At 64.2% G+C, this 13,249-nt stretch carries 7 protein-coding genes; 1 reads left to right on the top strand and 6 read right to left on the bottom strand.

Annotation, left to right across the window (positions count from 1 at the left end; genetic code table 11):
- Positions 1-179 precede the first annotated feature (179 nt).
- Positions 180-3,320: an efflux RND transporter permease subunit gene (locus LB556_RS17265; protein WP_224568933.1), complete on the top strand. Its 3,141-nt coding sequence runs from the start codon at positions 180-182 to the stop codon at positions 3,318-3,320.
- A gap of 75 nt (positions 3,321-3,395) precedes the next feature.
- On the opposite strand, the gene LB556_RS17270 is transcribed toward LB556_RS17265, so the two are convergent.
- The 6 genes from LB556_RS17270 to LB556_RS17295 form a co-directional block, all read right to left on the bottom strand.
- A complete protein-coding gene (locus LB556_RS17270) occupies positions 3,396-5,105 on the bottom strand; it encodes an APC family permease (protein WP_224568934.1) in 1,710 nt (569 codons plus the stop codon).
- 253 nt (positions 5,106-5,358) lie between these two features.
- Complete coding sequence (locus LB556_RS17275; protein ID WP_224568935.1) at positions 5,359-7,728, bottom strand: DUF1989 domain-containing protein; 2,370 nt, start codon at positions 7,726-7,728, stop codon at positions 5,359-5,361.
- Positions 7,729-7,866: 138 nt separating this feature from the next.
- Entirely contained in the window at positions 7,867-8,493 is a 627-nt protein-coding gene (locus LB556_RS17280) for a sarcosine oxidase subunit gamma (RefSeq protein WP_224568936.1), read from the bottom strand.
- The gene (locus tag LB556_RS17285; protein WP_224568937.1) at positions 8,486-11,467 is read right to left on the bottom strand and encodes a sarcosine oxidase subunit alpha; all 2,982 of its coding nucleotides are present in this window, start codon (positions 11,465-11,467) and stop codon (positions 8,486-8,488) included. Before LB556_RS17285 ends, LB556_RS17280 begins: the two co-directional genes overlap by 8 nt.
- Before the next feature lie 226 nt (positions 11,468-11,693).
- Positions 11,694-11,969 carry a sarcosine oxidase subunit delta gene (locus tag LB556_RS17290; RefSeq protein ID WP_224568938.1) on the bottom strand — a complete coding sequence of 92 codons (276 nt, stop codon included), beginning with the start codon at positions 11,967-11,969 and terminating at the stop codon, positions 11,694-11,696.
- A 14-nt stretch (positions 11,970-11,983) separates the two neighbouring features.
- Positions 11,984-13,237 (bottom strand): sarcosine oxidase subunit beta family protein, encoded by a 1,254-nt coding sequence (locus LB556_RS17295; protein WP_224568939.1) that lies wholly within the window; start codon positions 13,235-13,237, stop codon positions 11,984-11,986.
- Positions 13,238-13,249: the final 12 nt, after the last annotated feature.

The raw sequence follows: 13,249 nt of genomic DNA on the forward strand, positions 1-13,249 counted from the left end.
TCAAGGCCGATGTACCCCCGCATCGATCCTCGCGTCCCACCGCGATGAGTGTCTCTCCTCTCGAAGAGCGACGCCGCCCGGAAGCCAGTATCGAACGCAGATTTCGCGCTGGCGCTTCTTGAAGGCACCTTCCTCGAAGCGCCAGTGCACCGGCAAACAAGCAAAGTGGACCAGCACCGATGACGACCTCCACTGAAGAAAAGCGGCCCTTCAATCTCTCGCGTTGGGCAATTGGCCATCCTTCGATCGCACGGTTCCTGTTCGGGCTGATCATCATCGCCGGTGCGCTCGGCCTGATGCGCATGGGCCAGAAGGAGGACCCCGACTTCACCTTCCGCGTCATGGTCGTGCAGGCGGTCTGGCCGGGCTCCTCGATCCAGGAGATGGAGGATCAGGTCGTCAACAAGATCGAGCGCAAGCTGCAGGAGACGCCGCATCTCGACTTCGTGCGTTCCTTCACCCGCGCCGGCAGCGCCATCATCACCGTCCAGATCAAGGGCGACACCAATGCCGAAGAAGTCAAGGACGCCTTCTATCAGGTGCGCAAGAAGGTCGGCGACATATCGGGCGACCTGCCGCGAGGCCTGCTCGGCCCCTATTTCAACGACGAATTCGGCGACACCTTCATCACGCTGCATTCGATCAGCGGCGATGGTTTTTCCTATCCGGAGCTGAAGAAGTTCGCCATCCAGGCGCGTGATATGCTGTTGACGACGCCGGGCGTCGAAAAAGCCGTCATCATCGGCGACCAGCCGGAAAAACTCTATATCGACGTCTCGTCCAAGGCGCTGGCCGAGCGCGGCCTGACGCTGACCGACCTGCAGAACGCGATCAAGGGCCAGAACAATGTCGATCCGGCCGGCTCCGTCGACACCGGCCTCAATTCGGTGCGCATCTCCGTCGAAGGCGACGTAGCCAAGGCCGCCGACATCCGCGAACTGCGCCTGCGCGCCGGCGGCCAGGTCACCAGGCTGGGCGACATCGCCACCGTCACTTCGGGGCTGGAAGATCCCTTCCAGCGCAAATACCGCTTTAATGGCCACGACAGCGTGCAGCTTGGCGTCGTCATGGCCAAGGGCTTCAAGGTCACCGATGTCGGCACGGATGTCGAGGCGACCTACAAGCGCTTCGAGGAGACGCTGCCTTATGGCGTCTCGGTCGATCAGATTTCCGACCAGCCTGCAGTCGTCAGGGATGCCGTCAGCGAATTCATGCATGCGCTCGGCGAAGCGCTGCTGATCGTGCTCGTCGTCTCGTTCCTGTCGATCGGCTGGCGCTCGGGCCTGGTGATCGCCATCGCCATACCGCTGGTGCTCGCCGCCACCTTCGCCATCATGTACGAACTCGGCATCGACCTGCAGCGCATTTCGCTGGGCGCGCTGATCATAGCGCTCGGCCTCCTCGTCGACGACGCCATGATCGTCGTCGAGATGATGGAGCGCAAGCTGGAGGAGGGGCTGGTCAAGATCGAGGCGGCGAGCTTCGCCTATTCCTCGACCGCCTTCCCGATGCTGACCGGCACGCTGATCACCACCGCCGGCTTCATACCGGTCGGCTTCGCCGCTTCGACGGCCGGCGAATATGTGCGCACCCTGTTCTATGTCGTCGGCATCGCACTGATCGTGTCGTGGTTCGTGGCGGTCTATTTCACGCCGTGGCTGGGCCACATGATCCTGAAGCAGCGCAAGCACGCCGGCAGCCATCACGACGCCTTCGACACGCGCTTCTACCGCCGGCTTCGCTCGACCGTCGGCTGGGCCGTGCGCCACCGAATCATCGTGCTGGCGATGACTCTGGTGACCTTCGGCACCAGCCTGTGGGCGTTCCAGTTCATCCCGCAGAATTTCTTCCCGCAATCTTCTCGGCCCGAAATCCTCGTCGACCTCTGGCTGCCGGAAGGCACCAGCATCAAGGAGGTCGAGGCGCAGGCCAAAGCCCTGGAAGCCAAGATGATGGACGACAAGGACAAGCGGTTCATCGCCACCTATATCGGCGAGGGCGCCCCGCGCTTCTTCCTGCCGCTCGACCAGCAACTGCGCAACCCGAACTTCGCCCAGATGCTTGTGATGGCCAATGACGAGCCGGCGCGCGAGCGGCTGATCGTCAAGCTGCGCACGGTTTTGGCGCAGGACTTCCCGTCGATCCGTGCCAAGGTCGACCGCCTGTTCCTCGGGCCGCCGACCGGCTGGCCCGTGCAGATGCGCGTCATGGGACCGGATCGCCAGGAGGTACGCCGCATCGCCGACCAGGTGAAGGCGAAGTTCCGCGAGAATCCGCTGCTTGGCGCGGTCCATGACGATTGGCTCGAACCCGTGCCGGCGATGAAACTGGTCATCGACCAGGATCGTGCCCGTGCGCTCGGCGTCACCTCGCAGCGCATCCGCCAGATGCTGCAGGCGACGATGTCCGGCGCGCCGCTCGACGATTTCCGCGACGGCGAGGAGACGGTGTCCATCGTCGCCCGCGAGCCGGATGCCAGCCGCAGCCTGCTGTCCTCGGTCGACTCGGTCTATATCCCGACCGATTTCGGTGGCTTCGTGCCGCTGTCGCAGGTGGCCAAGGTGGTGCCGGTGCTGGAGCAAGGCATCGAGTGGCGTCGCGATCGCCTACCGACGATCAGCGTGCGCGCCACACTCCCCGATGGCGTGCAGTCCAACGACGTCGTCACCAAGATGTACAAGGACATGCAGGGTCTGCGCGACGGCCTGGCGCCCGGTTACAAGATCGAGATCCAGGGCGGAGCCGAGGATTCGGCCGAAAGCCAGGCTTCGATTGCCGCCAAGGCACCGATCATGCTGGCGATCATCGTGGTGCTGCTGATGATCCAGCTGCAGAATTTCGGCAAGGCGATGCTGGTGCTGGCCACCGGTCCGCTCGGTATCATCGGCGCTGCCGCCGCTTTGCTGATCAGCGGTGCGCCTTTCGGGTTCGTTGCCATCCTCGGCGTCATCGCGCTGCTCGGCATCATCATGCGCAACTCGATCATCCTGGTCGACCAGATCGATCAGGACATTGCCAGGGGCATGGACCGTTCCGAAGCGATCATCGGCTCGGCCGTGCGCCGCTTCAGACCGATCGTGTTGACGGCGATGACGGCCGTGCTGGCACTGATCCCCATCTCGCGCGCCGTGTTCTGGGGCCCGCTCGCCTACGCCATGATGGGCGGCATCCTGGTTGCCACCGTGCTGACCATCCTGGTGCTGCCGGCGGGCTATGCTCTCTTCTTCGGCCGCGAGCCGAAGAAGGCGAAGACCGACGAGCAGGCGCCGGAGGTGGTCGAAGGCATCGAACGTCCGCAACTGGCGTTGGCGGCAGAATGAAAAAGCCGGCCGGTCGATTTACGACCGGCCGGATCTCCTTGATGCGATAGCTTGGGCCGCTTGGCGGTCAGGCCATCAGATGACGAACACCCAATTGGCGATGAGCATGACCGCGACGCCGGCGACCAGCGTCAGATAGGGCAGCATGCCCGCCTTTTTGACGGAGAGGTCGGCTCCCGCCATGCCGAGGTCGGCCAGCATATGGTCAGGGAATTTGCCCTTGTCCTGGATGTAGTGGCGGAAGCAGAACACGGGAATGATCAGCGCGGCGGTGATCAGTCCGGCCCACAGCGCCATCGGGTTCCACACCTTGGCGCCCGCGCCCATGAAGATCGCATTCACATAGGCGAAGATCGCTCCGATCCCCAGGAGCCAGCTCGGCGCTTTCCACGGCCGTGCGATATGGCCGTTGTCGATGCGGTGGATCCAGCCGGCATTGAGGTTGAGGAAATTGAAGACGATGTAGCCGCAGTTCGATACGGCGAGGATGAAGAAGAAGCTCGTCGCGTCGGCCGAAGCGATGGCCAGCACGACCAGGTTGAAGCAGAGATCGGTCCACATGGCCCGCGTCGGCGCGCCATGCTCGTTGACGTGGCTGAGATAGCGCGGCAACCAACCGTCGACCGAGCCCTGGTAGAGCGTGCGCGAGGAGCCGGCCATCGCCGTCATGATGCACAGTACCAGGGCGAGGATCATGAGCATCACCAGGAGGCTGTGGATCAGTCTGCCGCCGCCGACCATGCCGGCCAGAGCATCGGCCACGCCGGATCCGTCGACGATCGGTGTTGCCAGCATGCCGTTCAGGCCCAGCACGCCCTGGAAGGTGAAGGGCACCAGGATGAACAAAAGCATGCAAAGCAGGCCGGAATAGAAGATCGCCTTGAATGTATCGGTCCCGGGATTCTTGAACTCCGACGTGTAGCAGACGGCGGTCTCAAAACCATAGGTCGACCACGCGGCGATGAACATGCCGCCGAGCGCCAAGGTCCAGCCGGCGATGTTCCAGGAGCCGGGCTCGGGTGCGTAGGCGGCGGCGAGCGGCACCAGCGGCGAGAAGTTTGCCCAGTCGATCTGACCGGTGAAGATCGGCACCACGCCGACGATCAGCATAGGGATGATGACCAGCAGGCCGATATATTTCTGCACGCTGGCGGTGCCCAGGATGCCGCGATGCTGGATCGAGAAGATGATCAGCATCAGCACCGCGCCGATGAAGAAGGTGGCGTTGAGCGTGAACGACACCGGTCCCAGCGTGTGGCTCCACAGCGTCCAGTTCCGGATCGCCGGTGTCGCGGCGGCCGTCACAGCGGCTATGGCGTCGGCGGGAGCCGTTCCGGCATGCGCGGCGATGTAGGCCACCACCTCAGGCGACGTTTCGCCAAACAATGGCACCGGCGACGATGCGTTGAGGATATAGGCGGCGGCGATCGAGCAGCCGAGCGACAGCACTGGCGACCAGGCGAACCAGTTGCACCAGACGGAAAGCGGCGCGATGAACTTGGAATAGCGCAGCCAGGCCGTGGCGCCGTAGATCGAGGCGCCGCCGGACTTGTTCGGGAACAGGCCGGCGATCTCGGCATAGGTAAAGGATTGCAGGAATCCCATGATCATGGACACCGTCCAGATCAGGAAGGCCAGCTTTCCTGTCGTGCCGGCAATGCCGCCGATCGAGAACAGGACCAGCGCCGGAACGCCGCTCGCCACCCAGAAGGCGCCTCGCCAGTCGATATGCCTGAGCAACTTGCTTTCGGCAGGCTGGTCCAGGACCGTACTTATCGTGCTCATGTCTATGAGTTCCCCTTTTTCGATGTTCCCCGCCAGCGACGCCTCGGCTACGCGAAGCTTGTTCCCCGGCAATGATCGGTCCGGCCGCGGTGTTTCCACTCAGTCGTATTTTTTTCTTAAGAGTGAAGATTGATCCGGCGCGCTTTCACGTCAAGCGATTTGTCACGTCGTGCACATCACGCTTGCGAGCGCAGCCCGCAATGCGGCTTGCGGGCATCACCGGCAAGCCAAATCCAGTGTCAGAGCGCAGCGCTCAGGAACGTGGTTTGGTCTTTTGCGGATCGTAGTGGGCAAAGGCGACGACCCGCGCCGGTAGCCGCTTGGCATGGCTGTCGAGCTTGCCGATCTCGACCTCCGTGCCAATGGCCGCGTGTGTGACGTCGAGCCGCGCCAACGCGATGTTCTTGTTCAGCACCGGTGAGCGCATGCCCGAGGTCACAACGCCGATCTGGGCGCGGCCGACATGGACGCAGTCGCCATGGCCGACGGCGACATTGCTGTCTATATCGAGGCCGACCAGTTTCGTCTGCGGGTGGTCCTTGCGCCGGATCAGCGCCTCGCGGCCGATGAAATCGTCCGTCTTGGTCTTCAGCGGCACGGTGAAGCCGATACCGGCTTCGAACGGATCGGTCTGGTCGGAAAATTCGTAGCCGGCGAAGATCAGTCCGGCCTCGATGCGCACCATGTCCAGCGCCTGCAGGCCCATCGGCTTCAGTCCGTGCGGCCGGCCCGCTTCCCAGATGGCATCGAACACCTTTTCCGCGTCGCGCGGATGGCACCAGATCTCGTAGCCCAGTTCGCCCGTGTAGCCGGTGCGTGAGACGACGATCGGGATGCCGTTGCCGCCGCCGATGCGGGCGACGGCGAAGCGGAACCAGTCGAGTTCCTGGATCGACGGCTGCAAGGGCGAAGTCCAGATCACGTCTTTCAGGATGTCGCGGCTCTTTGGCCCCTGCACGGCGATATTGTGCATCTGGTCGGTGGACGAGCGCACCAGCACGTTGAGGTCCAGTTTCTTGGCGGTCTCGCGCAGCCATTCGCCCGACAAGTCGTCGCCGCCGACCCAGCGGAAATTGTCCTTGCCGAGCCGCAGCAGCGTGCCGTCGTCGATCATGCCGCCATGCTCGTAGCACATGGCGGAGTAGACGACCTGGCCGACGCCGAGTTTCTTGACGTCGCGGGTCAGCGTGTATTGCAGCAGCGCTTCGGCATCCGGGCCGGTGACCTCGAATTTGCGCAGCGGCGACAGGTCCATGATCACCGCGTCCTGCCGGCAGGCCCAGTATTCGGCGATGGCGCCTTCCTTGGCGAAGGAGTTGGCGAGCCAGTAGCCCCTGTACTCGACGAAGTCGCGTGTGTGCTTGGCAAAGCTCGAATGAAAAGCTGTCTCGCGGGTCATTTTCGGTTCCGAATCGGGCGTCATGCGTCTGGCGATCGCTCGCGAGAATTTGTGCTGGCCGGAATAGGTCCGCACGTGGATGTCGGTCAGGTCCCAGCCATTGGCCGGCGTCGTATCGTCGGGGCAGGCGGAGGAGACACATACGATGTCGGTCAGCGCCCTGAGCAGAACATAGTCGCCGGCTCGCGACCACGGCTCGTCGGACACCATCACGCCATGCGCGTCGATCGCCGTGTTGAAGAAGAAGTTGATTGCCATCCAGCCGGCGCGGGGATTGACGCCCTTGCCGTCCAGCGCACGGTTGAAATTCTCCGAGCAGTTGGTGTGGCCGGGATAGCCGATGTCGTCATAATATTTCGCCGCGCAGGCGAGCGCGAAGGCGTCGTGCCGGCCGCAGGTGTCCTGCACCACCTCGACCAACGGCTCCATGTCTTGGTCATAATATTTCGAATGCAGGCCAGGCATCGGGTAACTGGCGCCCATCAGCGTGCGCGTCGTCGTGACGTCGAGCGGATGGTCGAGGCTCTTGTCCAGCTTGCGCGCCGAGAAACATTGGAAGTCGGTGCACTGGCGGCCATCGACGTCGATGATCTGCAGATAGTCGCCCGCCTTGACGAAATAGGACTCCGCGGTCGCCGAATGGACGCGCAGGTCGAGCACCGGATCGGCCAGTGGATCGGCAAGCCGTGATTTTGTTTTCAGGCGGATCGTGTTGCGCCGCACGATGACGTTGAGCGGCGTGGCCGTGTCGTGGCCGTCGACCAGCATCGGCCCGCCGGGTGCCGCAATGACCATCGAGCCATCGCGCGCTATCGCGAAAGCCTGTTCGGTACCGGCGGGGGTTGCGCCACCGAAGACGCGCACGGCCTTGGCCTGATCAAGCTGCACCTGCAGGCGCTCGAGGCCGCGGCGCAATGCGCCGAGACTGTCGTCGCCCTCGGCGAGCAGCGCCTTGATGCCGGCGGCATTGCCGTTGGATTTTTCGCCGAAAATGCCGCTGTCGGTGACCCCCGACTTGTCCCAGGCCAGCAATTCGCAGGCTTGGCCACCCTCGACATTGCGAACCGTGATCGTATCGCCGGCCTCGACGTCGATCAGCACCGCACCGTTGCCCTGGACGGTGTAACGCTCCACGCCGGCCGGCAGCGCGATCTGGCCGGGTCGCAGGATCACGCTTGGCCTGGGCGGGCCGGCTATGACGGCGGGGTAGGGCGACTGGCTCATCTCAGCCTTGCATTCGAGAAACAAGTTTGCCTGTGCGTGAAATTATTTTAGCAGGGAGAATAGCAGCGGAGCGGAGTTTGGCAAGGCGGGCTGCGCGCTTCTTCCTTCTCCCACAGGGGGAGAAGGAAGAGCGCAGCGCTACGCCAATTCCTCCGAATGCCCGATTTCGATTCCATACTCGGCACCCGAGTCCAGCATCGTCTGCCACAGGCTTTCGGCGAAGGTCGCGAACACCAGAACGTTGAACACAGCCCGTCCGCCCGGCGCATCATTGCCGCGCCACAGCGTGACGCTGGTGTGGTCCATCGAGGTGGCTGCCACCGCTCCGACGGGGAACGCCGCCGGATACAGATCGATCGACGACAGCTTGGCGAGGAGCGCGCGCGCCTTGTCGCCGGAAATGCTGATCAGCACCCGCGCATGTGACTGATCCGACAGCGAAGCCGAGGCCGCGAAGATTGGGACCAGCGACTTCACCGATTGTCTGCCGCCCTTCGACAGGACGAAGAACTGGTCCGGTCCCGACCAGATCAGTGTGGCATCCGCCGTCCGCACAGCCTTGGGCGTTTCTGGAGCGGCGACACCGAAATGGCCCTTGGCGGCTGTCGCCATTTCGGACGCCTTGCCGCGTCGTGCCATCACCTGGACGAGGTCGAAATTGCGGATCTCGGTCAGCGCCACGCCGGCTTCGCCTTGCACGCCATACGGTTCCGAAACGAGCGCCCGCTCGAGCGGGCTGCGGGCTTCCCAGGAAAACTCAGCCACGCTGGCGCCCTCCATCCGGGTCGTAGAAGACGGGATTGCAAATCTCGACGTCATAGTCTTCACCGCGCAGCGGATCGTGCGCATGCACGATCTCGCCGATACGCTCGCGGCCGCGCTCGACGAGGGCAAGCCCGATCCATTGGTCCGAGGTCGGTGAGAAGCAGACCGATGTGACGTAGCCCTGGTCGTTATCAGGGCCGGGTGTCTCGCCCTTCGGAATGATGTGCGCCCCGGAACGCAGGCGACGCGCCTTGTCGATCGGCTTGATGCCGACAACCACCTGCCGGTCCGCTGCGACCAGCGCCTCGCGGCCGGCCATGACGCGGCCGATGAAGTCCTTCTTGGTCGACATCATCTTGCCGAGGCCGAGATCGGCCGCGGTCGTCGTGCCGGAGAGTTCCGGTCCGGCGACATGGCCCTTTTCGATGCGCATCACGCCAAGCGCCTCGGTGCCGTAAGGCGTCACGCCGAAGGGCTTGCCGGCGATCATCAGATTGCGGGCCATCGCCTCGCCGTAGCGCGCGGGCACGGAAATCTCGAACGCCATCTCGCCGGAGAAGGAAATGCGGAACAGCCGCGCCCTGATGCCGCCGCGCAACGCCACTTCGCGCGCGCCCATGAACGGGAAACCTTCGTTTGAAAGGTCTTCCGAAGGATCGACGATTTCTTTCAACAGGTCGCGGGTCCTGGGTCCGGCGATCGAAAATTGCGCCCACTGATCGGAGACCGAGGTCAGCTGGACATCAAGCTCGGGAAACAACACCTGCCGGCAGAACTCGAGATGCTGCATCACCAGTCCGGCCTTGGCCGTGGTGGTGGTCAGGAAATAATGGTCCTCTGCCAGCCGCGAGGTCGTGCCGTCGTCATAGACGATGCCGTCCTCGCGCAGCATCAGCCCGTAGCGCGCTTTTCCCACCGCGAGATTGGAGAAGGTGTTGATGTAGACGCGGTCGAGGAAGGCGCCGGCGTCCGCGCCATGCACGTCGATCTTGCCGAGCGTCGAGACATCGCAGAAGCCGACGCCGCCGCGCACCGCCTTGACTTCGCGGGTGACGGATTCCAGCCAGTCCTTCTCGCCAGTGCGCGGATACCATTGCGCGCGTTTCCACAGGCCGGTGTCGACGAAGATGGCACCCTGTTCGGCGGCCCAGTGATGCGAGGGCGTCAGCCTCGTCGCGTGAAAATTCTCGTCGCGATGATGGCCGGCGAAGGCGCCGATGGCGACCGGCACATAGGGCGGCCGGTAGATTGTCGTGCCGGTCTCGGGAATGGACTTGCCATTGACCGCCGCCATGATGGCGAGGCCGGCGACGTTCGAGGTTTTTCCCTGGTCGGTCGCCATGCCGAGCGTGGTGTAGCGCTTCAGGTGCTCGACCGATTCAAAACCTTCGCGCTGCGCCAATTCGATATCGGATGCGGTGACGTCATGTTGCTGGTCCACGAAGGCCTTGCCTTTGCCGGCAACATGCCACAAGGGTGCGAGCGAAAAGGCTTCGTCATCGGCCACCGGCGTGGCGCCTGAGCCACTGCCATGTCCGGCATCACGTGCCGCCGCCGCGCCCGCCGCAAATCCTTCGCGCAGGCAGGCGCCAAGCCCGAACGCACCGTTGGCCGCACCGGCGGCAACCATTCCGGGCGGCGCGCCGTCCGGCACGAAGGCGGCGATGTCGTCGCGCCATTTCGGCCTGCCGCGGTGATAGGAGGTGAGCCCGACCGCCGGGTTCCAGCCACCGGAAACGGCTAGGCCATCGGCTTCCACTTCGGCACGCGCGCCGCCGGTAAGCGAGACGGAAATCTTGCGCACGCCATTCTTGCCGCCATCGATGCCGCTGACGGAGCCATGCAGAACGGGAAAGCCGCCTTTGCTGGCGAGCGAGCGGTGCTCAGCCGAGATCTCCGCGCGCGCGTCGATGACAGCCGCGACCTGCAATCCGGCGCCGAGCGCTGCCCCGACGGTGCGCCAGCCATCCTCGTTGTTGGTGAACAGCGCGACGCGCCTGGCTGGTGCCGCCGCATAGCGCGCGATGTAGGTCCGCATGGCGGAAGCCATCATCACGCCCGGCGTGTCGTTGCCGGCAAAGACGATTGGCCGTTCGAGCGCACCTGCCGCGACGACGCAGCGCTTGGCCACGATCCGCCACAGTCGCTGGCGCACCTGGTGCTCCGGCGGCGAGGGCAGGTGGTCGTTGATGCGCTCGACCGCGCCATAGGTGCCGCCATCATAGACGCCGAACAGCGTGGTGCGCGTCATGATGCGCACGTCCGGCATAGCCGCGAGTTCGGCCTGGGTCCGTGAAAGCCAATCGGCGGCCGGCATTCCATCAATCGTGCCGCCATCCGAGAGCAGACGCCCACCGAGGGCAAAATCCTCTTCGCACAGGATAACGCGCGCACCCGTGCGACCGGCGGCAACCGCCGCTGCCAGACCGCTCGGGCCGGAGCCGGCGATCAGAACGTCGCAATGCGCCCAGGCCTTGTCGTAGTGGTCGGGATCGGCAACGCCCGCGGCGCGGCCGAGGCCGGCGGCGCGGCGGATCGCCGGTTCGTAGATCGCTTCCCAGAACTTCGCCGGCCACATGAAGGTCTTGTAGTAGAAGCCGGCGACGAAGATCGGTGCGAACAGTTGGTTGACCGACATGACGTCGAAGGCGAGCGATGGCCAGCGGTTCTGGCTGGCGGCGTCAAGCCCTTCATAGAGCTCCGCCGTGGTCGCCTTGGTGTTCGGCTCGCGCCGTGCACCGGTGCGCAACTCGACCAGCGCGTTGGGCTCTTCCGACCCCGCCGTCAGGATGCCCCGCGGGCGGTGGTATTTGAACGAGCGTCCGACCAGCTTGACCCCATTGGCGACCAAAGCCGAGGCGAGCGTATCGCCCTGGAAGCCAGAGAAAGTCTTGCCGTCGAAACGGAAATTCAGCGGCTGGGAACGGTCGATGAGGCCGCCGGTGTCCAGACGATTGGATTGAGAGGAAGTCACGATGCACGCCTCACAATCGGAAGGTCGGCGCTGCCCCTCATTGCCCCGCCGGGCACTTCTCCCCGTACAGCGACGGGGAGAAGGAGGCTGGCTGCGGCGCTAGCCCCCTTCTTCCAACGTTGGCGATTGGCGAAACCGGCGATGGCAGCGCTCCTCTCCCCGTTCCTATACGGGGAGAGGATGCCGGCAGGCAGGTGAGGGGCAGGGCCGAGGTTGACAGGAAATCTCATTTCACAACCTGCCTCGCCCCAGCGCCCGCCGCCGGCTCAACCGAAGAAATCTCATGCGTCAGCGTGTTGCGGGTGACCCTCAGCCACGCCCGGCAGCCGCCGCCGTGGTACCAGTTCTCCTCCATCGCGCCGGCAACGTTGTCGCGCAGATAGACGTAATCGTAGACCTCATCTTGCGATGCTCCAGGTGCCGGCCGCACCGGCTTGGCGTCGCCGAGATAGGTGAACTCGCCGAGTTCGCGTTCGCCGCAGAAAGGACAGGTGATGCGCATGTTTCCAGCGGCCTTCAGTGCAGGTTCGGTTGGGCGCCCTGGCCCTTTTCGTCGATGACGGCACCAGTCCGGAACCGGTCGAGGCGGAACCGTGCCGCTTCCTTGTGCGCTTCGTCGCGGGCAAGCAGATGGGCAAAGACAAAGCCCGAACCCGGCGTCGCCTTGAAGCCGCCATAGCACCAGCCGGCGTTGAGGTAGAGCCCGTCGATCGGTGTCTTGTCGATGATCGGCGAGCCGTCCATCGACATGTCCATGATGCCGCCCCACTGGCGCAGCAGGCGCACGCGGCCGATCATCGGCATCAGCGCCATGCCGCCCTCGCAGACATCTTCCATGACAGGCATGTTGCCGCGCTGGGCGTAGGAATTATAGCCGTCGATGTCGCCGCCGAAGACCAGCCCACCCTTGTCGGACTGGCTGACATAGAAATGGCCGGCGCCGAACGTCATGACGCCGGGAATGAGCGGCTTGATCGCCTCCGAGACGAAGGCCTGCAGCACATGGCTTTCGATCGGCAGCCGCAGGCCGGCCATCGCCGCGACGCGCGAGGAAGAACCGGCCACCGCCATGCCGACCTTGCCGGCGCCGATCCTGCCGCGCGAAGTCTCGACGCCGGTCACCTTGCCGTTGGCGTCGCGGACAAAGCCGGTGACTTCGCAATTCTGGATGATGTCGACGCCAAGTTCGCTGGCGGCATGGGCGTAGCCCCAGACCACGGCGTCGTGCCGCGCCGTGCCGCCCCGCCGTTGCAACAGCCCGCCCTGCACGGGAAAGCGCGCATTGTCGAAGTTCAGGAACGGGATCATCTTCTTGACCGCCGCCAGGTCGAGCAGTTCGGCATCGATGCCGTTGATGCGCATGGTGTTGCCGCGCCGCGCATAGGCGTCGCGCTGGGCGTCGGAATGGTAGAGGTTGATCACGCCGCGCTGGCTGACCATCGCGTTGTAGTTGAGATCCTGCTCCATGCGCTCCCACAGCTTCATGGACAATTCGTAGAAGCCGGTATTGCCGGGCAGGCCGTAATTGGAGCGGATGATGGTGGTGTTGCGGCCGGCATTGCCGGAGCCGATCCAGCCTTTTTCGAGCACGGCGACATTTTTGATGCCGAACTCGCTGGCCAGGAACCAGGCGGTGGCGAGCCCATGGCCGCCACCGCCGATGATCACCACGTCGTAGCGATCCTTCGGCGTGGCGTCGCGCCAGGTGCGCTGCCAGGTCTTGTGGCCGGAAAGGGCGGCCCGGGCGAGCGAGAAGATCGAGTATTTCATCAGGTCATTCCG

Origin of the sequence: Mesorhizobium sp. ES1-4, from assembly GCF_020164745.1 — a bacterium.
GTDB lineage: Bacteria > Pseudomonadota > Alphaproteobacteria > Rhizobiales > Rhizobiaceae > Mesorhizobium.